Source organism: Arthrobacter sp. OAP107 (assembly GCF_040546765.1).
GTDB lineage: Bacteria > Actinomycetota > Actinomycetes > Actinomycetales > Micrococcaceae > Arthrobacter.
In genome coordinates this window covers 3,444,304-3,465,931 of the sequence record NZ_JBEPOK010000001.1, presented here as the reverse complement: position 1 = coordinate 3,465,931, position 21,628 = coordinate 3,444,304, and the positions used below count along the sequence as shown (strand labels likewise).

Below are 21,628 nucleotides of genomic sequence, written 5' to 3'. Positions count from 1 at the left end.
TTTTTCTTCGGAAAGGGCGTGGTGGTCCTGGAACGCGGCCGGCACGGGTTGCCGGGTAGTGTTTGGCACACTGTTGGGTCCTGAGGCAACAGGGCCGGGGGAGGGGGTTTTTCTTCTTGTCCCGGGGTTTGTTTGTTTCTGGTTTCCTGGCTGCACCGATCGCGCGTGGTTGGCTCCTTTGGGGGTTGTGTGTGGGGTGTGTGGTACGGGGTTGTTGTTTGAGAACTACATAGTGGACGCGAGCATCTTTTATAAGAAGCAATTTCCAAGAATATGAACCTGGATCTGGCTGCGCGTGATGATGGCTGACTTCTTTGTTGGGGTTGGTGGTTGTTGGGTGTGGTTGGTTTCGTGGTTCTCTCGAAAATTACTGATTGATCTTTGTGGTCAAGTTTTTAAGAGCACACGGTGGATGCCTTGGCATTAGGAGCCGAAGAAGGACGTAGGAATCTGCGATAAGCCTGGGGGAGTCGATAACCGGACTGTGATCCCAGGGTGTCCGAATGGGGAAACCCCGCCAGACGCGCGAGTGATCTGGTGACCCGCATCTGAACACATAGGGTGCGTGGAGGGAACGCGGGGAAGTGAAACATCTCAGTACCCGCAGGAAGAGAAAACAACAGTGATTCCGTTAGTAGTGGCGAGCGAACGCGGATCAGGCTAAACCGACTCATGTGTGATAGCCGGCGGGCGTTGCATGGGCGGGGTTGTGGGACTTGTTGTCCTGGTTCTGCCGGACCGGGGAGGTGTGAGTGCTGGTATAGGTGAACGGTCTTGAAAGGCCGGCCGTAGAGGGTGTGAGCCCCGTAACCGTAATGCTGTGCACCGCCTTTGATGAGTATCCCAAGTAGCACGGGGCCCGAGAAATCCCGTGTGAATCTGTCAGGACCACCTGATAAGCCTAAATACTCCCTAATGACCGATAGCGGACCAGTACCGTGAGGGAAAGGTGAAAAGTACCCCGGGAGGGGAGTGAAACAGTACCTGAAACCGTGTGCTTACAATCCGTCGGAGCAGCCTTGTAGTTGTGACGGCGTGCCTTTTGAAGAATGAGCCTGCGAGTTAGTGTTACGTCGCGAGGTTAACCCGTGTGGGGAAGCCGTAGCGAAAGCGAGTCTGAACAGGGCGTTGCAGTGGCGTGATCTAGACCCGAAGCGAAGTGATCTACCCATGGCCAGGTTGAAGCGACGGTAAGACGTCGTGGAGGACCGAACCCACTTCAGTTGAAAATGGAGGGGATGAGCTGTGGGTAGGGGTGAAAGGCCAATCAAACTTCGTGATAGCTGGTTCTCCCCGAAATGCATTTAGGTGCAGCGTTGCGTGTTTCTTACCGGAGGTAGAGCTACTGGATGGCTAATGGGCCCTACAAGGTTACTGACGTCAGCCAAACTCCGAATGCCGGTAAGTGAGAGCGCAGCAGTGAGACTGTGGGGGATAAGCTTCATAGTCGAGAGGGAAACAGCCCAGACCACCAACTAAGGCCCCTAAGCGTGTGCTAAGTGGGAAAGGATGTGGAGTTGCGAAGACAACCAGGAGGTTGGCTTAGAAGCAGCCATCCTTAAAAGAGTGCGTAATAGCTCACTGGTCAAGTGATTCCGCGCCGACAATGTAGCGGGGCTCAAGTACACCGCCGAAGTTGTGGCATTCACATATTTTCCAAGCCTTTGTGGTTCAGGAGTGTGGATGGGTAGGGGAGCGTCGTGTGGGCGGTGAAGTCGCGGTGTAAACCAGCGGTGGAGCCTACACGAGTGAGAATGCAGGCATGAGTAGCGAAAGACGGGTGAGAAACCCGTCCGCCGGATGATCAAGGGTTCCAGGGTCAAGCTAATCTGCCCTGGGTAAGTCGGGACCTAAGGCGAGGCCGACAGGCGTAGTCGATGGACAACGGGTTGATATTCCCGTACCGGCGAAAAACCGCCCATGTTGAACAGGGGATACTAACCGCCCGAGACCTGCCCGACACCCCTTGTGGGTGAAGGGTTTTGGTGGAGCGCGGGACCTGATCCTGGGAGGCAAGCGTATTAACAGGTGTGACGCAGGAAGGTAGCCGAGCCGGGCGATGGTTGTCCCGGTCCAAGGATGTAGGGCGAACGGTAGGCAAATCCGCTGTTCATGTGCCTGAGATCTGACGGGACTCCCGTAAAGGGGGGATTCGGTGATCCTATGCTGCCTAGAAAAGCATCGGCGCGAGGTTTTAGCCGCCCGTACCCCAAACCGACACAGGTGATCAGGTAGAGAATACTAAGGCGATCGAGAGAATTATGGTTAAGGAACTCGGCAAAATGCCCCCGTAACTTCGGGAGAAGGGGGGCCCCAACCTTGATGGACACGTGCTGTCCGGAGGGGATCGGGGCCGCAGAGACCAGGGGGAAGCGACTGTTTACTAAAAACACAGGTCCGTGCGAAGTCGCAAGACGATGTATACGGACTGACTCCTGCCCGGTGCTGGAAGGTTAAGAGGACCGGTTAGCCTCACGGCGAAGCTGAGAATTTAAGCCCCAGTAAACGGCGGTGGTAACTATAACCATCCTAAGGTAGCGAAATTCCTTGTCGGGTAAGTTCCGACCTGCACGAATGGAGTAACGACTTCCCCGCTGTCTCAACCATAAACTCGGCGAAATTGCAGTACGAGTAAAGATGCTCGTTACGCGCAGCAGGACGGAAAGACCCCGAGACCTTTACTATAGTTTGGTATTGGTGTTCGGAGTGGCTTGTGTAGGATAGGTGGGAGACGTTGAAGCCCGGACGCCAGTTCGGGTGGAGTCATCGTTGAAATACCACTCTGGTCACTTTGGACATCTAACTTCGGCCCGTAATCCGGGTCAGGGACAGTGCCTGATGGGTAGTTTAACTGGGGCGGTTGCCTCCTAAAAAGTAACGGAGGCGCCCAAAGGTTCCCTCAGCCTGGTTGGCAATCAGGTGTCGAGTGTAAGTGCACAAGGGAGCTTGACTGTGAGAGAGACATCTCGAGCAGGGACGAAAGTCGGGACTAGTGATCCGGCGGTACATTGTGGAATGGCCGTCGCTCAACGGATAAAAGGTACCTCGGGGATAACAGGCTGATCTTGCCCAAGAGTCCATATCGACGGCATGGTTTGGCACCTCGATGTCGGCTCGTCGCATCCTGGGGCTGGAGTAGGTCCCAAGGGTTGGGCTGTTCGCCCATTAAAGCGGTACGCGAGCTGGGTTTAGAACGTCGTGAGACAGTTCGGTCCCTATCCGCTGCGCGCGCAGGAAATTTGAGAAGGGCTGTCCTTAGTACGAGAGGACCGGGACGGACGAACCTCTGGTGTGTCAGTTGTACTGCCAAGTGCACCGCTGATTAGCTACGTTCGGATGGGATAACCGCTGAAAGCATCTAAGCGGGAAGCTCGCTTCGAGATGAGATTTCCATACACATTTTGTGTGAGAGGCCCCCAGCCAGACCACTGGGTTGATAGGCCGGATGTGGAAGCGAGGACTAACGACTCGTGAAGCTGACCGGTACTAATAGGCCGATAACTTACACCACACAAGAACAAAGCATGCTTGCGTCCACTATGTGGTTCCCAACCAACAAACCCGCCACGGGCTTGTCCGGTTGCAGGAACCAAGATAACTGAATACAACACCACAGTTGTAACACCACAGATTTCCCCCACACCCCCGCAAGGGCGTGTGCCGGGAGCAAGGGTTACGGCGGTCATAGCGTGGGGGAAACGCCCGGTCCCATTCCGAACCCGGAAGCTAAGACCCACAGCGCCGATGGTACTGCACCCGGGAGGGTGTGGGAGAGTAGGTCACCGCCGGACAACCATTAAAGAAACGGTCGAGAGCCCCAACCACACGGTCGGGGCTCTCCCGCATTTAAACCCCACCCCCCACACCCGGGCCCCTTAGGGAATTGCCGCGGTGGGTTGGACGGGACCGTTCAGCTGGTCCTTACCCTCGCCGTCGCGGTTCCGCCAATGCTCGATTCGGCCTTGACGGCGGTGACCTGCGTGGCGGGTCCAGGTTTGACGTTCAGCGTCCAGGCTCCCAAGGAGCTGGCCTTCACTGCACCCAAGCGGGTGGCGGCACGCCCCGGTGTGACGTCGTACAGCACGACGGTGGCTGAGGTGGGCGCCGTCGATCCCGCGAACTTGGAGGTTCCGGCGAAAGTCATGTCCTTCTTCAGCCGGTGCCGGGCGGTGGTGACGGCCACGACGTCCTTCTGTCCCGCAAGTGCCTCAGCCGATGACGTGGCCGGAGTGGTCGTAACCGGCGCAGCCGCCTCTGCCGGCTGGGTGGCCGGCGGTGATGCCACCTCAGCAGTCCCCTCCGCGGGTGCAGATTGTGCCGGTGCAGGCTGATTGATCAGGTGCGGCCGAACGGCGTCAACCGGATGGTTGGGGTCGGGGTCGTTGGTGTCGATGCCGACGCTGAACTGGGCCATCATGTCGTGGTCCTCGTGGGGCAGGTTATGGCAGTGAATCATGTACCTGCCGCGGTTGTGCTCGAACTTCATGAGCAGCCGGACTGTTTCCCCTTCGCCCACGTAGACCACGTCCTTCGGCCCCTTCTCGTGCGCGAAGGGTGCCTGCCCGTTGCGGCTGAGGACCTGGAAGTCCACCAGGTGGATGTGGACCGGATGGAACCAGCCTCCTGAGCTGTTTTCTATCTCCCAGATTTCCACATCGTCGAGGTCGGGATCGGCAAGGACCTTCCGGTAGCCACTCTCGACCACCTCGTCCCACGTCATCCCCCCGATAGTCCAGATGCCGTTGTCACGCTTCACCCGCATACGCCTGGTTTTTACAGAATCCGAGGCCTTCAGACTCATTGTCATGCTCGGGGCGAGAAGCGTCGGCAGCACCCTGGCGCCGGGTCCGGACGTGTCGACAGGTTCGTCCGTCACGTCGAAGGCCATGACTTTACCGGTGAAGTCGTAGTCGACATTGTTCTTGTTGGACAGATTGCGCAGTTCCACCCGCTTGCCGGCGGGGTACTTCGAAAAGTCGATGAGAACCTCGTAGCGCTCAGCGCCGCCGTGCCGCCAGGATGTCACCTGCTGGGCGGCCGGCATGAGACCGCCGTCCGTGGCGACAATGGTCATGGCATCCCCTGTGCTCAGGGAGAAGCGATAGGAGCGCGCTATGGAAGCATTGAGAATGCGGAAGCGGTAGATCCTTCGCTGGACCTTCATCACCGGCCAGGGCGCCCCGTTCACAAGGATGACGTCGCCCCACAGGCCGGAGTGGGTGTTGTCGTTGTAGCCGAGGGCGCCGTTGGCTGCGAACATTGCGTCGGACACAGTGAGCGGCACATCGAACTTTCCCTGCGGAAGAATGTTGCCTTCCACCTCGTCGTGGAGGTGGTACTGGGCTGCCAGGCCGGAGTAGACGCTCTGGCCCGTGTTGTGGACGGCGTGGTCGTGGTACCACAGGGTCCGTGCCGGCTGGAAGTTGGGGTATTCGTAGTCCTTGCAGTAGTCCCGGCCCGTGAGGTCGTTGGCGTAGCCGTCGAACTGCGGAAGCGACGCAGACCCGTGCAGGTGGGTCGAGGTATCAAGCCGATATCCCCACTGCGGGTGGAACAGAGGCAGGACGTTGTCCATCTCCAGAGTGATGCGTTCGCCCTGGTTCACCTTGATGGTCGGGCCCGGAAAGGTCCCGTTGTAGCCGAGGATAGGTGTGCTGAGGCCCGGAACGATGTTGGCCAGCGCAGCTTTCTGCTCGATCTTGTACAGGTGCCGCTTGCGGCCGTCGGGGTCCACCACCGTGTTCCTGGGCTTGAGGATCTCCGGAATGGAAAGTGTCCGCTGGTAGGGCTTCGGCATGTTTCGGGACGCCAGTTGGCTGGCCGACTTGGCGTTGACCGACGTCAGAGGCACAGCGAGCCCAAAGGCACCGATGATCCCCACTCCACCTATTTGCAGTGCCTGACGGCGTGTAACTGACACGACTACCTCCGACGTCGCTAGAAAGTCCAATTGATTTAGTTGAAGCGTGTAATACCTACCCTGCGGAAACCTTGAGGGAGACATGGCTGCCGGCGGCCTTCTTTGGGTGGAAAGCCACCCATGGCAGGCTCTCTTGGGGGAGGGTGCCCATCAGGGCTCTGAGGACATCACCAGGTCGTGGGCGCGCTCCGAAGCGGAGCGGACCCGTCGCCCCGTACCCGGGGTGCGGCGCCGGCGAGCCCGGTACAGGACCACCGCTGCCGCTATGAAAAGCGTGCTGGCTGCGATGACCCACATGGCCGCGCCCGCGGGTTCCACGACAGCCAGAACCGGCTGGTCCCAGGGCTGGCCCACGGTGATCAGCCATTCCCGCCGCCGCGCGTCCGGCAGCTGGTCTGCCTGCTGGGCGAGGGCCCAGCCGTGTACCCCATAGAGCGCCGCCACGGCACCTATCGTGACGAGCCTGCCGGCCACCGACGATCCAGGCCCGCGGTCCGTGGTTGCACGGGCAAGGGAGGCAGCAAACAGGCAGCCGGAGAGCAGTGCCAACAGGGCCATGGCCTGGTAGCCGAACTGGGTGCGTGACGAATACTCGAGCAACGGGGTGTAGTACAGGGCAGCCAGCACGGCGGCCAGGCCAGCGGCCGCCATGTAGGGAGCCGATGCAGCATTCACAACCGGACGCAGGGTAAGGGTGAGGGCTTCTGCACCGCCTATCGTCCCATCCTGCCTGGGCGTGGCGGCAAGCCTGGCCAAGGTCAGCGGCGCACCGGGCACCAGCAGGAGCGGAACGACGGCCATGAGGAGCATCTGCGTCATGACGTGCGCACTGATCAGGTACTCCTGGTACAACCGGAGCCCTCCGTTGGTGACCATGAACAACAGCGCAACTCCGGCGAACCAGAAGCTGGCGCGGTAGGCCGGCCAACGCCCGCCCCGGTTCCGGACACGCTGCACTCCGGCTGCGTACAGGAACACGGCGACGGCGCAGAGGAAGATCCACAGGGCGTCGGGCTTCCAGCTGAGAAAGATATCCACAAAGCCCGGCAGGCGCAGGGAAACGGGGGCGGGTGCTGCCTGCGAAACCGTGGGTGGCGGGGTGCGCGCCAAGGCCGCCGCGAGTCCTGATGCGGCTGCCATGACGGCAAGCTCGGCCACTGCCAGAGCGGCGAAAGTGGTGCGTGCCCTGCCCGGGACCGATTCCAGCTTTGTGAGGATCCACCTCCGATGCAATGCCCCGAACATGCCCAGAACCCCCAGCAGCGCGGTCTTGGCCACGAGGATCAGGCCGTACTGCGTGGTCAGCCCGTCAAGCGTTCCGAGGCTCGTCACACCAGCCGCCACACCCGAGATGGCCAGGGCAAGGAAGGACAGCAGCGCCAACGTCGAGTAACGCCGGACCACGGTCAGCAACTCTGTTCCCAGCGTCCGCCGAAGCAGGACAAGCGTTGCCAGGCCGCCGATCCAGACGGCAGCCGCGGCCATGTGCATGACCACAGACACCGTGCTGTCGGGGTGGCCGGCACCGCCCGCGGCATGGGAGTTCAGAGCCAGGGGTATCAGCCCCGTGGTAGCCAGACCAGCCGTGATGGCGATACCCCGCTGGCTCTGCACCCCGAAGCACATGAGCGCCACGGTTGCCGTAATCACTACTGTCAGGGCGCTTCTCCGGCCAGCGTCAACGTCGGTCAGGAAGCTGACAAAGATGGTCCCCGATCCTTCCGAAAACAGCGGCAGGTTAGCCAGCGAATGGAAGGTGAGGACGCTGATCGCGGCTGCCGCGGCTGTCCAGAGCACACCGGAGATCCCGGCAATCACCAGCGCCTTCGAAAACGCTTTTCCCTTCGGGGGGAGGGCGAACAGCGCGAGGATAAGTGGCCCGACAGTGCCGGCGGCTGCGACGTTGAAAACAAGTTTGGCAACAGGAAGCCCCCAGATGACCGCTGCACCGGTCCGGTCCAGGAATGCAGCTTCCCTGCCGGCCTCGGTTGAGTAGGCAAGGAACAGTGCCAGCAGCCCGCAGCTCAGGATCATGGCAGCAGCGGCCACCGGCTTCGTCGGCGATGTCTTCATGGTTCCCCCTCGGCGAATGCTGTGGAAGCCAGTCTTGCCACGCCTCCTTGGATTTTTCCTGTGGGTTGTTGCGCTCAGCCTCACGCCCGGCGGTGCGAACGGGCGCTCCGGCCCCGCGGCAGATTGACTGGCCCGCGACCTTGTGAGGATGCACACGCCGGCCTGCGGAAGGCCCTCGCCGTTAGTTGCTGGTACCGGCTCTCACCTAGAATTGCTAGAGATATGCGGACACCGGATGCTTCACCACGGGTCGCGCAGGACAACCAAACACGGATAAGAGCGGCTGCACATCGCGCCAGTGGTCGGCTCACTACAGGAGGAATCCACCATGGCTGAGCACAAAGGCGGCAGTTACCGCGGCGGAAATGACCGGGGAGACTCGGGAAGCAACCGGGGGCGGCAGGGGGGCCCTTTTAGGGGGACCAATAATTCGGGCGGGGATCCGCGGGGTTTCCGCGCCCGTGACGGCCGCGGTTTCGGCGGTGACCCTGACCGTAAGCCGTTCTCTGACCGTCCGCGCCGGGAGGGCGACGGCGAGCGTCGCGGTTTTGGTGGCGGGGAGCGTAAGCCGTTTGGTGATCGTGACCGTAAGCCGTTCTCTGAGCGTCCGCGCCGGGAGGGCGACGGCGAGCGTCGCGGTTTTGGTGGCGGGGAGCGTAAGCCGTTTGGTGATCGTGACCGTAAGCCGTTCTCTGAGCGTCCGCGCCGGGAGGGCGACGGCGAGCGTCGCGGTTTTGGTGGCGGGGAGCGTAAGCCGTTTGGTGATCGTGACCGTAAGCCGTTCTCTGAGCGTCCGCGCCGGGAGGGCGACGGCGAGCGTCGCGGTTTTGGTGGCGGGGAGCGTAAGCCGTTTGGTGATCGTGACCGTAAGCCGTTCTCTGAGCGTCCGCGCCGGGAGGGCGACGGCGAGCGTCGCAGCTTTGGCGGCGGCGACCGCAGGCCATTTGGCGACCGTCCGCGCCGTGAAGGTGAGGGTGACCGCCGCGGGTTCGGTGGCGACGACCGCAGGCCGTTTGGCGACCGTCCGCGCCGTGAAGGCGAGGGGGACCGCCGCAGCTTTGGCAGTGGCGAGCGCAAGCCGTTTGGTGACCGTGACCGTAAGCCGTTCTCTGACCGTCCGCGCCGCGACGGCGAGAGCGACCGCCGCAGCTTTGGTGGCGGAGACAACCGCAGGCCCTTCGGTGAACGGCAGGACCGTGCACCCCGCGAAGACCGCGCCGGCTGGCAGGACCGCGGTGACCGGCAGGACCGCGGTCCCCGCAGCTTTGACCGTGGCGACTCCGGCCCCCGCCAGTTCGGCCGCGACAGGGCTGAGGACCGCCCGGCCCGCGTTCCCAACGCCCGCGACCTGCGCAGCGCCAACCGCCCGGACCGTGAGCGTTCGCCCGAAATCGACGAGGACGTCACGGGCAAGGAACTCGACCGGGCCACGCAGCACCAGATCAAGACGCTCGAATCCAACAGCGCGGAATGGGTCGCCCGCCACCTCGTGATGGCCGGGCGGCTCATCGACGAGGAACCTGAACTGGCGTTCCAGCATGCCCTTGCCGCCAGCCGCCGCGGCGGGCGCCTGGCCGCTGTCCGCGAGGCAGTGGGCCTCACGGCCTACGCCGCCGGACACTACGGCGAAGCCCTGCGCGAATTCCGCACTTACCGGCGGATCAGCGGTTCCAACGTCCACCTGCCTGTGATGGCCGACTGCGAACGCGGCCTGGGCCGGCCCGACCGTGCCCTGGACGTTGTCCGGTCCGAGGAGGCCCAGGACCTCGACGCGCCCGGCAAGGTGGAGCTGGCGATTGTCGCCTCCGGTGCACGCGCCGACCTTGGCCAGCCGGACGCCGCCGTGGCCGAGCTGGAGATCCCGCAGCTGGACATCAACCGCGCCTTTTCCTACAGCCCGCGCCTGTTCCGCGCCTATGCTGACGCACTGACCGCCGCCGGCCGCGAAACCGAAGCCGGGAAGTGGCAGCGGCAGGCTGTCGTGGCCGAAGAAGCACTGGGCCTGGGCATGGCAGAGGAACCCGAAATCATCGACCTCGGCTGGGACGAGGAAGAGGAAGCCAGGGAAGAGGCCGAACGCCGGAAGCGGATTGCGCAGGCAGCAGGTACCGCGGCGCAGGACAAAGGCGAGTCTTCAGACAACCAGGTGCCAGGTATCAGCGCCGCGGAGGAAACTGCAGCGCAGCGGCCGTCAGACGCCGCAGCGGAAGAAAACCTGGACGACGCTGAAGCGGACTACTTCGAACCCGACGACGCCGAATCCGACGAGGACTCCGTCGAGCAGGATGATGACGCTGAAGGCGAAGTCGAGACCGGGCACACCGGTGAGCATGCCGACGGCCACAACGGCTCGGAGGACTGATCGCGGATGAGTGGAGCACAACTGATTTCGCGGTTCGACGCGCTGCTGGCTGATCTGGACGGAGTGGTCTACAAGGGTCCCCACGCCATCCCCGGAGCTGTGGAGTCCCTGCAGCGGCTGGATGGGATCGGCGTCGGCCTCGGTTACGTGACCAACAACGCCTCCCGTACCCCGGCCCAGGTGGCGGCCCACCTGCGTGAGCTCGGTGCCCCCGCCGAAGACCACCAGGTGGTGAGCTCTTCCCAGGCCGGTGCCGACCTGTTGGCGTCCCTGCTTTCCCCGGGCGCCGCCGTGTTGATTACGGGTAGCCCCGCGCTGGCCCACGAGGTCGAGCTTGTTGGCCTGAAGCCGGTGCACAGCGCCGAGGAGAACCCAGTGGCCGTCGTGCAGGGCTTCAACCCTGCGATCGGCTGGAAGGACCTCGCCGAAGCATCATTCGTCCTGGCGGACGGTGACGTGCTGTGGGTTGCGACGAACACTGACATGACGCTCCCGCAGACGCGGGGAACCGCGCCCGGCAACGGGTCCCTCGTGGCCGCCGTGGCAGCCGCAACCGGCCGGCAGCCCCTCGTCGCCGGCAAGCCGGAGGCCCCACTGTTCCACGCCGCGGCGAAGCGGCTTTCTTCGGACCGGCCGCTGGTTGTGGGCGACCGCCTCGACACCGACATCCTGGGTGGCAACCGCGCAGGCTTCGCCACGGTGGCCGTGCTGACCGGCATCGACACCCTGGAAACCATGCTGGCGGCCCGGACCGGGGAGCGTCCCGGCTACATCATCCGGGACCTGGCCGGCCTGTACGAGGCATATCCGGAAATTGATAACGACGGCGGGACGTACCGTTGCGGGAGCGCCTCGGCAACCGTGGCCGGGGACGCCATCCGCATCTCCGGGCCCAAGGATGACCTCGACTCGTGGCGCGCGGCGTGTGCCGCGTGGTGGGCGGCCCGGCCCGACGCCGACGTCGCCACGGCTCCCGAACTCGAGTGGCTGGATCAATAGACTGGTGCCATGCCCGAGTTGAACAACGATGCGCCGAACGGTCCGGTGCCTGATGCCGCAGTGTCAGACACCGCCTGGCCGGACCTGACCCTGCCCGGCAGCCGCGCTGACGGTGCCGGCATCGCCGACCCGGCGGTGCTGGCCATCCTGGACGGGGTCCGCGAGGTCCCCGGGCTCCGGGTTTCGGAGCACCCGGCAGCCTATGCAGGCATGCACGACGCCCTGCTGGAAGCGCTGAACGAAGAGCCGCAGCATGAAGAGCCGCAGCATGAAGAGCCGCAGCACGAAAAGCCGGAGCACCAAGATTCCCGGCACGAGCCGGGCGCCGCCTGACCATGCCCAGACTCGACCAACTGCTCGTCAGCAGGGGATTGGCGCGGTCCCGCACACACGCCGCCCGGCTCATCGCCGAGGGCAAGGTGTCTTCCGAAGGCGACGTCCTTGCCAAAGCTTCGCTGCAGGTGGGCGACGACCGTGAACTGAACGTCGCGGAAGATGCGGCGGACGCTTACGTCAGCCGCGCCGGCCACAAACTGGCCGGCGCGCTGGACGCCTTCCCCGAGGTCGCCGTCGGCAGTAAACGGTGCCTTGACGCCGGGGCCTCCACGGGCGGCTTTACCGACGTCCTGCTGCGGCGGGGCGCCGCGCACGTGGTGGCGGTCGACGTCGGGCACGGCCAGCTGGTGCCGCAGCTCCGCAGCGATCCGCGCGTGAGCGTGCACGAAGGGCTCAACGTCCGCTACATGGGCCCCGAACAGATCGGGGGCCGGGCAGAAGTCACGGTAGCCGACCTGTCCTTTATCTCCCTGACGCTGGTGCTGGCCCCGCTGGCAGCGTGCACCGCCCCGGGCGGCGACCTGGTCCTGATGGTCAAGCCACAGTTCGAGATCGGCAAGGAACGACTGGCCCGCACGGGTGTGGTCACGTCGGAACGCGAACGGCGCCTGGCTGTCGGTAAAGTGGCGGGGGCAGCGCTCGACGCCGGCCTGGAACTGCGGGGGCTGGCCACCAGCCCGTTGCCGGGCCAGGACGGAAATGTCGAATACTTCTTGTGGATAACGCAAAGAATGTCCGAAGACTTGCCTAAGATCGAAGAGCGGGATGCAGCCGTTGCTGCGTTGCTGGGAAAGATCTGGCCGAACCACTAGAGAGCGGAACCCGATGAGCAGGCGTGTACTGGTACTAGCCCATACCGGCCGCGAGGAATCCCTAAAGGCGGCCTGGGAGGCGTGCGCCCAGCTCCACGCCTCCGGCATCATCCCCGTCATGCAGAAGTCCGAACTGGCCGACATGGAGGGCTTCTTCGGCGCCATGGACCAGCCGGTGGAAATCCTCCACGACCACATCCAGCTTCCGGACGTGGAACTGGTCATGGTGCTGGGCGGCGACGGGACCATCCTGCGGGCGGCCGAGCTTGTCCGCGAAGAGGACGTACCGCTGCTGGGCGTGAACCTCGGCCACGTCGGCTTCCTCGCCGAGAGCGAGCGTGCGGACCTCGCCCAGACAGTCGAATGGATCGCCAGCCGTGAGTACACGGTGGAGGAGCGCATGACCATCGACGTCCAGGTCTGGGTCCGCGGTCAGAAGATCTGGCACACGTGGGCCCTGAACGAGGCCGCCATCGAAAAAGGCGACCGGGAGCGCATGCTCGAACTGGTCACCGAGGTGGACGAGCGCCCGCTGACCTCCTTCGGCTGCGACGGCGTGGTGCTTGCCACGCCCACCGGATCCACCGCCTACGCGTTCTCTGCCGGCGGCCCCGTCGTGTGGCCCGAGGTGGAAGCCCTCCTCATCGTGCCCATCAGCGCGCACGCCCTCTTCGCCAAACCGCTGGTGGTCTCGCCCCGGTCCCGGCTGGCCGTGGAAGTCCTCAACCGGACAGACGCCCTCGGTGTGCTGTGGTGCGACGGCAGGCGTTCGGTGGACCTGCCTCCCGGTGCCCGCGTGGAGGTCACCCGGTCCACCACCCCGGTCCGCCTGGCCCGCACCCACCAGACCCCGTTCTCGGCCAGGCTGGTCCGCAAGTTCGAGCTTCCCATCCACGGCTGGCGCGGGCCCGTGCCGCAATCCGAGCAGATCCACACCGGTCCGGTGCCGATCGTGCGCACCCCTCGGACCATGGCGCCGCCCTCGGGCCTTCAGCCGTACGAACCCGGTGCAGCATCCGATCCTCCGACTGAAAAGTGAACCATGCTTGAAGAACTGAGAATCCGCGATCTCGGCGTCATCACCGACGCCACGCTCCCGCTGGGCCCCGGGCTCAGCGTGGTGACCGGCGAAACCGGTGCCGGCAAGACCATGGTGGTCACCGCCGTCGGGCTGCTGCTGGGAGCCCGGTCGGACGCCGGGGCCGTGCGCAGCGGCGCCAAGAGCGCCTCTGCCGAAGCGGTGGTGCAGCTGCAATCCGGGCACTTCGCCCTGGAACGCGCCAGGGACGCCGGGGCCGAGGTTGAGGAGTTCGACGGCGGCGCGGAACTGCTGCTCTCACGGCGCCTGGGCGCGGGCGGACGCAGCCGGGCCTTCCTCGGCGGCCGGGCTGCCCCGGTGGGGGTGCTGGCCGAAATCGGCGAGTCGCTCGTGGTGGTGCACGGGCAGACTGACCAGATCCGGCTCAAAGGGGCCGCGGCGCAGCGTGAGGCACTCGACAAATTTGCCGGGGACGGGCTGGCCTCGACGCTCGCCGGATTCCAGGACCTCTACAGCTCCTGGAAATCCAGCCAGGCCGAGCTGGACTCACTCCGCAGCGCGGAGCGCGAGCGGCTCCGCGAGGCCGAATCCCTGGAAGCCGCGCTGGCGGAGATCGACGCCGTGGACCCGCAGGCGGGGGAGGACGAGGCCCTGAAGGCGGAGGCCGTGAAGCTGGCCAACGTCGAGGAACTCCGGATCGCCGCCACCACCGCACACCAGGCACTGATTGCCGAGGACTTCGGCGAGGCCGGCGACGCCACGTCCCTCGTGGACGCGGCCAAACGGACCCTGGAACACGTGGCTGAGCACGACGAGGAACTCGGATCGGCAGCAGCCCGGCTCGCCGAGGTCGGATTCCTGCTCAACGACATCGCCACCGAACTGGCCAGCTACCAGGCCGGGCTGGACTCGGAGGGGCCGGAGCGCCTGGCCGAAATCGAGGAGCGCCGGGCGTCCCTGGCCAAGCTGGTCCGGAAATACGCGCCCAGCATCGACGAGGTCCTCGAATGGGCGGAGAACGCCCGGGCGCGCTTTGATGAACTGCAGGGCGACTCCACCCGGATCGAGAACCTGGAAGCCGAGGTGGCCAGGGCCTCGGCCGAGCTGAAGAAGCAGGCCGCGGCCATCAGCAAGGTCCGCGCCAAGGCCGCCAAGGACCTCTCCGCCCGGGTCAGCGCCGAACTGAAGGCCCTGGCCATGGCGGACGCCACCCTGGTGATCACCATCGAGGCCGCAGCCCAGCTGGGACCCCACGGCGCGGACGAGATCTCGTTCCTTTTGCAGCCGCACTCCGGCGCACCTGCCCGGCCGCTGGGCAAGGGCGCGTCCGGCGGTGAGCTCTCCAGGGTCATGCTGGCAATCGAGGTGGTGCTGGCCGCGGTGGATCCCGTGCCAACGTTCGTCTTCGATGAGGTGGACGCCGGCGTCGGCGGCCGTGCCGCCGTCGAGATCGGCCGGCGGCTGGCCATGCTGGCCCGCCACGTCCAGGTCCTGGTGGTGACGCATCTGCCGCAGGTCGCGGCGTTCGCCGACCAGCACATCCGTGTGACCAAAACCTCGGTGCGCGGCTCCGACGGCTCCACGGCCAAGGGTTTCACCTCCAGCGACGTCCAGCTCCTGGACGAGGCCGAACGCGTTAGGGAACTCGCCAGGATGCTGGCAGGCCAGGAAGACTCCGAAACCGCCCAGGCGCACGCCCAGGAGCTTCTGGATGACGCCAAGCTCCTGCCGCAGCAGGCCTGAGCCGCTGGCCCCGGGCATGACCTGAACCGGCCCGGGCCCGGCAGGCCAAGCGGGCTCCACTATTGCCTACGGGGCGTGGACAGGGAAAACTGAGGCCTTTGGGGACCGCATACCCGATCCGTGGAAGGCTCATTTGATGATAGGCTCGAATTCCGTGGTGCAGCGATCAAATTCCCGTGTAAATTCCCGGTTCCCGGGCTCCTCCAAGACGACCAAGCACATCTTCGTCACCGGCGGTGTGGCGTCCTCACTCGGCAAGGGACTGACGGCCTCCAGCCTCGGCCACCTGCTGCGGGCACGCGGCCTGTCAGTAACTATGCAGAAGCTCGATCCCTATCTGAACGTGGATCCGGGCACGATGAACCCCTTCCAGCACGGCGAGGTTTTCGTCACAGACGACGGTGCTGAAACCGACCTCGACATCGGACACTACGAGCGTTTCCTCGACGAGAACCTCGAGGGTTCGGCCAACGTGACCACAGGCCAGGTCTACTCCACGGTCATCGCCAAGGAACGCCGCGGCGAGTACCTCGGGGACACCGTCCAGGTCATCCCGCACATCACCGATGAGATCAAGCGCCGGATGCGGCTTCCCTCCGAGGGCAAGAACGCACCGGACGTCATCATCACGGAGATCGGCGGCACCGTCGGCGACATCGAGTCGCAGCCCTTCCTCGAGTCCGCACGCCAGGTCCGCCAGGACATCGGCCGGACCAACGTCTTCTTCCTCCACGTTTCGCTGGTGCCGTACATCGGTCCTTCGCAGGAACTGAAGACCAAGCCCACGCAGCACTCCGTGGCCGCCCTCCGCTCCATCGGCATCCAGCCGGAAGCCATCGTGATCCGTTCGGACCGCGAAGTCCCCGACGCCATGCGCGAGAAGATCGGCCGCATGTGCGACGTCGATATCGACGCCGTGGTCAACGCCGCCGACGCGCCCAGCATCTACGACATCCCCAAGACCCTGCACACCCAGGGCCTGGATTCGTACATCGTCCGGGCGCTGGACCTGCCGTTCAAGGACGTGGACTGGACCAGCTGGGACAAGCTCCTCGAAGCCGTCCACAATCCCAAGCACGAGGTCGAGGTTGCCCTGGTGGGCAAGTACATCGACCTTCCGGACGCCTACCTCTCCGTCACGGAGGCCCTGCGCGCGGGCGGATTCGCCAACAACGCCAAGGTCAAAATCCGCTGGGTGCCGTCGGACGAATGTGAAACGCACGAGGGCGCGGTGCGTTCCCTCGAGGGGGTCGACGCGATCTGCGTTCCGGGCGGCTTCGGCATCCGCGGCCTGGAAGGCAAGCTGGGCGCGCTGAAGTTTGCACGCGAATCCCGCCTGCCCGTGCTGGGCCTCTGCCTTGGCCTGCAGTGCATGGTCATCGAGTACGCCCGCAACGTGGTCGGCCTGGAGGGTGCTTCCTCCAGCGAGTTCGAGCCGGACTCCAAGTACCCGGTCATCGCCACCATGGAAGAGCAGCTGGAATTCGTCGAGGGCCGCGGCGACCTCGGCGGCACCATGCGCCTGGGCCTGTACGAAGCCAAGCTGGACGAGGGCTCCGTCATCGCCGAGACCTACGGCAAAACTACCGTCAGCGAACGCCACCGCCACCGGTACGAGGTGAACAACAAGTACCGCGAACAGATTGCCGCCGAGGGCCTGGTGTTCTCAGGCACGTCCCCGGACGGCAAGCTGGTGGAATACGTGGAGCTGCCCCGCGAGGTGCACCCCTACTACGTGGCCACCCAGGCGCACCCGGAACTGAGCTCACGGCCCACCCGGCCGCACCCGCTCTTTGCCGGCCTGGTGAAGGCTGCCCTGGACCACCAGAGCGGAAGCGACGTCACCGGTTTCGAACCCGCCGCGGCCGCCTCCGGCGAAGCCGCCGCCGCCGAGTAGAACACCCGCACAGTTATTCCACAACACCCATAGAGTAAGGACGGCGCGATGCCCGGTACATCTGAAAACACCCCTGCTGACCGGCAGGTTTCGGATGCGCCGAGCCCGCGCCGTCTGCTCTCCCGGGAACGCGTCTACAACGGCAGGATCTGGGATGTCGTCAGCGACAGCTTTAAGCTGACCGCCGAGGGTGACCCCCTCGTCCGGGACTACATCGAACACCCCGGTGCCGTTGCTGTGCTCCCCATGAACGACGACGGCGAGGTACTGCTGATCAAGCAGTACCGGCACCCGGTGGGCATGGACCTGTGGGAGATTCCCGCAGGCCTGCTCGACATCGAGGGTGAGGACTTCCTGGTGGGCGCCGCACGCGAGCTCGCCGAAGAAGCGGACCTCATCGCCAGCGACTGGAATGTCCTGGTGGACTTCTTCAACTCGCCCGGATCCTCCAGCGAGGCGATCCGCATTTACCTCGCCCGCGGACTCACCGAGGTCCCGCACCACGAGCTGCATGTCCGCACGGACGAAGAGGCGGAAATCGAGCTGCACTGGATCCCCTTGGTGGACGCCGTTGCCGCAGTGCTGGACGGAAGCCTGCACAACCCGTCGGCCGTCGTCGGAATCCTTGCTGCCGCCGCCGCGAAAGCGGACGGCTTCAGCGGACTACGGCCGGGCGATGCCCCCTGGCCGGCACACCCCAGCCAGCGCTGATGTCCGCGGACACGGCGGCACCGGAGGAATCCGAGGCCACGTCGGCACCCCAGCCGGCAGATGGCGCGGAAACGGCGCCGCCGGAACGGCCGCGCACCGCGATTGACCGCGGCGTGACCGACTACCTCCAGCACATGGGCGTCGAACGGGGCCTTGCAGCAAACACACTGTCCGCCTACCGCCGCGACCTCACGCGATACTCGGCCTACCTCGCCGGGCAGGGCCTCAGCAGCCCGGCTGACATTACCCGCCACCACGTGACCGGCTTTGCGCAGGCACTGTCTGACGGCGCCGATGGCGGCACCCCGCTGGGGGTACGGTCCGCGGCGCGAACCGTTGTGGCCGTCCGCGGTCTGCACCGCTTTTGGGCGCTGGAAGGAACGACGACGGCGGACCCCGCCAGCGATGTCCACCCGCCGATGCCGGGCAAACGGCTCCCCAAGGCCATCACCGTGGAGGAAGTCACGCGGATCCTGGAAGCCGCCGGTACTGACACCGCAACCGGCCTCCGGGACCGGGCGCTGCTGGAATTCCTGTACTCCACCGGTGCCCGGATCAGTGAAGCCGTGGGCTTGGACGTCGACGACCTCTCTGTACAGGCCGCTGAATCCGGGCCGGCCATCGTGCGGCTGTTCGGCAAGGGCTCCAAGGAGCGCCTCGTGCCGCTGGGCTCCTTCGCGGCTCGCGCCCTGGACGCCTACCTGGTCCGGGGGCGGCCCTTGCTTGCCGGGAAAGGCACGGGCACCCCTGCGCTGTTCCTGAACGCCAGGGGCGGGCGTATCAGCCGGCAGAGCGCCTGGACCATCCTGAAGGCCGCTGCGGACAAGGCGAACATCACTAAGGACGTTTCCCCGCACACGCTCAGGCACTCCTTCGCCACCCACCTGCTCGAAGGCGGCGCGGACGTCCGCGTGGTCCAGGAACTGCTGGGGCACGCCTCGGTGACCACCACGCAGGTGTACACCCTCGTCACCGCCGACACGCTGCGGGAAGTTTACGCGGCGGCGCACCCTCGGGCGCTGGGATAATCTCCGGGCTTTGGGGTAATCCGGCCCGCGTATAGCCCTCCGGACAGCGCAGGCACCGCTAGGCTGGTCTGCATGACTTCCGTGCCCGTCACCCTCTGCTTCCTGCTACGGGAACGCGTGGAGGTTGGGCTTGAGGTGCTGCTGGGCCTGAAGAGGACCGGCTTCGGAACCGGCAAGATCGTCGGACTCGGCGGCCACGTGGAGGCCGGCGAAACCGATGCCCAGGCGGCATGCCGGGAGGTGCTGGAGGAGGCCGGCGTCGTGGTCCGTGAGGAGGACCTGTTCGATGCGGGAAAGGTGGAGTTCGTTTTCCCCGCCCGGCCGGACTGGGACATGTCCACCCGCCTGTTCACCACCCGCCTGTGGGCCGGCGAACCGGTGGAGAGTTCCGAGATCATCCCGGAGTGGTTTTTGGTTTCTGCCCTTCCGCTGGAGCGCATGTGGCAGGATGCGGAGCACTGGCTGCCGCTGGCGCTGGCCGGGAACGTGGTCGACGCCGTCATCACCCTGAATGAGGACAACGAGACAGTGGCGTCCGCCGAATATTCTTTCCGGGCCGTGTAACCGCCCGTTTCCTCCCGGAAACTATACGGTTAGCCTGCCTGGTCAGGACAGAACTTCTCACGTTTGGGGGATGTGTGGATTCGGAACGCGAACGGGCGTTCGTCGCCGTTCACAGGGACAGCTATCCGCGGGTTTACAGATATGTGCGGCGGCGGGTGGAGTCGCCCGAGCTCGCTGAAGAGCTCGCCGCGGACGTGTTCCGCGTCGCCTGGCAAAAATGGCAAGACCCGCCGCACCCGGATATCGCCTGGCTGTTGACAGTGGCCCGGAACCTCATCGGAAATGCGTACCGGAGCCGCGACCGGCTCGTGGCCCTGCAGGCAAAACTCCGCTCGTCGGCCGAGCTTCGCTCCGGCGCGGACTCCGGGGACCTCCTGGTCCACGACGCGATGGCCGCGCTGCGTGAGAGTGAGCGCGACATCCTGCAGTTGGCCTACTGGGACGAGCTGAGCGTGGCGGAGATCGCCGGCGTTCTGCAGTGCAGCGAAGCTGCTGCCAAGGTCCGCCTGCACCGTGCCCGGGCCGCCTTCCGCAAGCAAATGCCGGTGACCCCGGGGGCGAGCAAACACAACTCCGTCACACAGAAGATGGGTGCATGAGATGGATCCGATCAAGAACCTGATTTCGGGGTCAGACCCGCTCCGCAATGATCCTGCCGCGCTGCCCGACGCCGATGCGGCCCTTCGGCGGGTTACCACCGAGGCCCCGCTGTTCACGGACAGCCTGCCGGCGAACGTACTGCGGTTCGAGGACCGGAAACGGCGGCGGGCGCGCGTTGCCGGGGTGCTGGCCTTGGCTGCGGCAGCGGTGACCGCCGGTGTGCTGGTGGCAACGAACCTTGGTCCGCTGGTATCGGCTCCTGAACCCGCGGGCACCGTTGTGCCGTCGCCGTCTGAATCCACTTCGCCGGCCACACCAAGTCCGACGGCTACGCCCGCCGCGACGCGGAAGGCGACAGCAACGCCAACGCCGACGCCGACTCCAACGCCCACCGCCGCCGCGGTTACCTGGACCACCTTCACGGATGCCACTGGCCAGGCTACCTTCGAACACCCGCTGGGGTGGACCGTGTCCCAGATGCCGCAAACCATCGACGGCGGCGCCTACAACATCGTCGAAGTGAAGAATGCGGCCGGCAAGACTATGTCCACGCTGGGCTTGGTCTACGACGTCACGGGTGGCCCGGTGTGCCCGGCGCCGAAGCCGTACCAGACCCTCGACTCCGTGGTTGTCGACATTCCGCAGAAACCCGCCAAGCTCAGGGAACACCCTCAGGGTCCGTCGGCCTTTGTCTTCCGTGTGATCCAGGGAGACAAGGTCTATGGGTCCCTCGCCCTGGCTGATGGAGATTTGGCTCCGCAGCCCACGACGTGCGGTTTGTATAACGGCATCCTCGGCCCCGACAACGTCCCGTTCGCGCAGTTTGGCGATACCGTGTGGCTCACGTCCGACGGTCAGGACGCTCCACTCACGTTTGACTCGGTTGCCCAGGCCAAGGCTTACATGAAGACGCGGGAGTACCAGGACGTCAAACGCATGCTAATTTCCCTGGCCCTGCAGCCGGCGAAATCGGCAGTCAGCCAGCGGTTTGTCAGCCAGGACGGGCAGGCCAGCTTCGTTCTCCCCGAAGGCTGGGCCGCGAAGGATGTCCCCGTCGGAACTCCTGACTACCCGGGCTCCGGAATTAGGGTGACCGACGAGACCGGAAAGACGGTAGCGGATTTCCAGCACGGCGCCGCCGGCGGCCTTGGGGGTGCGTGCACAAGCGGCAACTACGAAATCACCGAACTGGACACTGCCTCGTCGTCGCTCGGTGCCGCTTGGACGGTGGAGCGCGGGGTGCGGTTCTCCTACCGGGTGATGGACAAGACCTCACTGGGCAAGGGATTCAGCTACCAGTTGGGGCTGGTGGACAAAACAAGCGGAGGAACACAGGACAGCTGCCTGATGTACACGGTGGTGACGGGAACGCCGCGGGGCATATTATCCTTCGCGGACCGGGCAGTGCAGGACGCCGCAGAGCCGACATTCGCAACCATGGCCGAGGCCAGGGCGTACATGGAGACTCCGGAGTACAGGAAACTGAAGGCCATGATCCAAAGCCTGAAGATCAACTCCTGAGCCCTGAATTAGAGGACACTGCG

At 64.9% G+C, this 21,628-nt stretch carries 15 protein-coding genes and 2 rRNA genes; 14 read left to right on the top strand and 3 right to left on the bottom strand.

Annotated elements, in window-relative coordinates:
- Positions 1-385: 385 nt before the first annotated feature.
- A 23S ribosomal RNA gene (locus ABIE00_RS15930) occupies positions 386-3,511 on the top strand.
- Positions 3,512-3,674: 163 nt separating this feature from the next.
- Positions 3,675-3,791, top strand: a 5S ribosomal RNA gene (gene rrf, locus ABIE00_RS15925).
- Between the two features lie 119 nt (positions 3,792-3,910).
- Here the strand turns inward: rrf and ABIE00_RS15920 are convergent.
- The 3 genes from ABIE00_RS15920 to ABIE00_RS15910 all read right to left on the bottom strand — a co-directional run bounded on the left by ABIE00_RS15920 (position 3,911) and on the right by ABIE00_RS15910 (position 9,533).
- Positions 3,911-5,920 carry a multicopper oxidase domain-containing protein gene (locus ABIE00_RS15920; protein WP_354261736.1) on the bottom strand — a complete coding sequence of 670 codons (2,010 nt, stop codon included), beginning with the start codon at positions 5,918-5,920 and terminating at the stop codon, positions 3,911-3,913.
- A gap of 150 nt (positions 5,921-6,070) precedes the next feature.
- The gene (locus ABIE00_RS15915; protein ID WP_354261735.1) at positions 6,071-7,993 is read right to left on the bottom strand and encodes a bifunctional copper resistance protein CopD/cytochrome c oxidase assembly protein; all 1,923 of its coding nucleotides are present in this window, start codon (positions 7,991-7,993) and stop codon (positions 6,071-6,073) included.
- 310 nt (positions 7,994-8,303) lie between these two features.
- Positions 8,304-9,533 carry a hypothetical protein gene (locus tag ABIE00_RS15910; protein ID WP_354261734.1) on the bottom strand — a complete coding sequence of 410 codons (1,230 nt, stop codon included), beginning with the start codon at positions 9,531-9,533 and terminating at the stop codon, positions 8,304-8,306.
- On the opposite strand from ABIE00_RS15910, the gene ABIE00_RS15905 reads away from it, so the two are divergent.
- From ABIE00_RS15905 to ABIE00_RS15850, 12 genes are all read left to right on the top strand, one after another.
- Positions 9,486-10,355 (top strand): hypothetical protein, encoded by an 870-nt coding sequence (locus ABIE00_RS15905; RefSeq protein WP_354261733.1) that lies wholly within the window; start codon positions 9,486-9,488, stop codon positions 10,353-10,355. The two genes, ABIE00_RS15910 and ABIE00_RS15905, sit on opposite strands and share 48 nt — an antisense overlap.
- A 6-nt stretch (positions 10,356-10,361) precedes the next feature.
- Positions 10,362-11,354, top strand: a complete 993-nt coding sequence (locus ABIE00_RS15900; RefSeq protein ID WP_354261732.1) for an HAD-IIA family hydrolase — start codon at positions 10,362-10,364, stop codon at positions 11,352-11,354.
- 9 nt (positions 11,355-11,363) lie between these two features.
- The gene (locus ABIE00_RS15895) at positions 11,364-11,687 is read left to right on the top strand and encodes a hypothetical protein (RefSeq protein WP_354261731.1); all 324 of its coding nucleotides are present in this window, start codon (positions 11,364-11,366) and stop codon (positions 11,685-11,687) included.
- A gap of 2 nt (positions 11,688-11,689) precedes the next feature.
- Positions 11,690-12,502, top strand: a complete 813-nt coding sequence (locus ABIE00_RS15890; RefSeq protein WP_354261730.1) for a TlyA family RNA methyltransferase — start codon at positions 11,690-11,692, stop codon at positions 12,500-12,502.
- 13 nt (positions 12,503-12,515) lie between these two features.
- Positions 12,516-13,541 carry an NAD kinase gene (locus tag ABIE00_RS15885; RefSeq protein ID WP_354261729.1) on the top strand — a complete coding sequence of 342 codons (1,026 nt, stop codon included), beginning with the start codon at positions 12,516-12,518 and terminating at the stop codon, positions 13,539-13,541.
- Between the two features lie 3 nt (positions 13,542-13,544).
- The gene (gene recN / locus ABIE00_RS15880; RefSeq protein ID WP_354261728.1) at positions 13,545-15,284 is read left to right on the top strand and encodes a DNA repair protein RecN; all 1,740 of its coding nucleotides are present in this window, start codon (positions 13,545-13,547) and stop codon (positions 15,282-15,284) included.
- Positions 15,285-15,420: 136 nt separating this feature from the next.
- A complete protein-coding gene (gene pyrG / locus ABIE00_RS15875; RefSeq protein WP_354261727.1) occupies positions 15,421-17,181 on the top strand; it encodes a CTP synthase in 1,761 nt (586 codons plus the stop codon).
- Between the two features lie 48 nt (positions 17,182-17,229).
- Positions 17,230-17,892: an NUDIX domain-containing protein gene (locus tag ABIE00_RS15870; RefSeq protein ID WP_354261726.1), complete on the top strand. Its 663-nt coding sequence runs from the start codon at positions 17,230-17,232 to the stop codon at positions 17,890-17,892.
- The gene (xerD, locus tag ABIE00_RS15865) at positions 17,892-18,920 is read left to right on the top strand and encodes a site-specific tyrosine recombinase XerD (protein ID WP_354261725.1); all 1,029 of its coding nucleotides are present in this window, start codon (positions 17,892-17,894) and stop codon (positions 18,918-18,920) included. The genes ABIE00_RS15870 and xerD overlap by 1 nt, the downstream gene beginning before the upstream one ends.
- Before the next feature lie 72 nt (positions 18,921-18,992).
- A complete protein-coding gene (locus ABIE00_RS15860) occupies positions 18,993-19,484 on the top strand; it encodes an 8-oxo-dGTP diphosphatase (protein ID WP_354261724.1) in 492 nt (163 codons plus the stop codon).
- Between the two features lie 74 nt (positions 19,485-19,558).
- Entirely contained in the window at positions 19,559-20,083 is a 525-nt protein-coding gene (locus ABIE00_RS15855; protein WP_354261723.1) for an RNA polymerase sigma factor, read from the top strand.
- A gap of 1 nt (position 20,084) precedes the next feature.
- Positions 20,085-21,605, top strand: coding sequence for a hypothetical protein (locus ABIE00_RS15850; RefSeq protein WP_354261722.1), 1,521 nt, complete (start codon positions 20,085-20,087; stop codon positions 21,603-21,605).
- Positions 21,606-21,628 lie beyond the last annotated feature (23 nt).

Bases quoted from the DNA above. Each gene is read 5' to 3' on its own strand.
- ABIE00_RS15850 (WP_354261722.1), top strand. From the start codon at position 20,085: ATGGATCCGATCAAGAACCTGATTTCGGGGTCAGACCCGCTCCGCAAT.
- pyrG (WP_354261727.1), top strand. From the start codon at position 15,421: ATGATAGGCTCGAATTCCGTGGTGCAGCGATCAAATTCCCGTGTAAAT.
- xerD (WP_354261725.1), top strand. From the start codon at position 17,892: ATGTCCGCGGACACGGCGGCACCGGAGGAATCCGAGGCCACGTCGGCA.
- ABIE00_RS15885 (WP_354261729.1), top strand. From the start codon at position 12,516: ATGAGCAGGCGTGTACTGGTACTAGCCCATACCGGCCGCGAGGAATCC.
- ABIE00_RS15900 (WP_354261732.1), top strand. From the start codon at position 10,362: ATGAGTGGAGCACAACTGATTTCGCGGTTCGACGCGCTGCTGGCTGAT.
- ABIE00_RS15860 (WP_354261724.1), top strand. From the start codon at position 18,993: ATGACTTCCGTGCCCGTCACCCTCTGCTTCCTGCTACGGGAACGCGTG.
- ABIE00_RS15910 (WP_354261734.1), bottom strand. From the start codon at position 9,533: ATGCTGGAACGCCAGTTCAGGTTCCTCGTCGATGAGCCGCCCGGCCAT.
- ABIE00_RS15870 (WP_354261726.1), top strand. From the start codon at position 17,230: ATGCCCGGTACATCTGAAAACACCCCTGCTGACCGGCAGGTTTCGGAT.
- ABIE00_RS15905 (WP_354261733.1), top strand. From the start codon at position 9,486: ATGGCCGGGCGGCTCATCGACGAGGAACCTGAACTGGCGTTCCAGCAT.
- recN (WP_354261728.1), top strand. From the start codon at position 13,545: ATGCTTGAAGAACTGAGAATCCGCGATCTCGGCGTCATCACCGACGCC.
- ABIE00_RS15890 (WP_354261730.1), top strand. From the start codon at position 11,690: ATGCCCAGACTCGACCAACTGCTCGTCAGCAGGGGATTGGCGCGGTCC.
- ABIE00_RS15895 (WP_354261731.1), top strand. From the start codon at position 11,364: ATGCCCGAGTTGAACAACGATGCGCCGAACGGTCCGGTGCCTGATGCC.
- ABIE00_RS15915 (WP_354261735.1), bottom strand. From the start codon at position 7,993: ATGAAGACATCGCCGACGAAGCCGGTGGCCGCTGCTGCCATGATCCTG.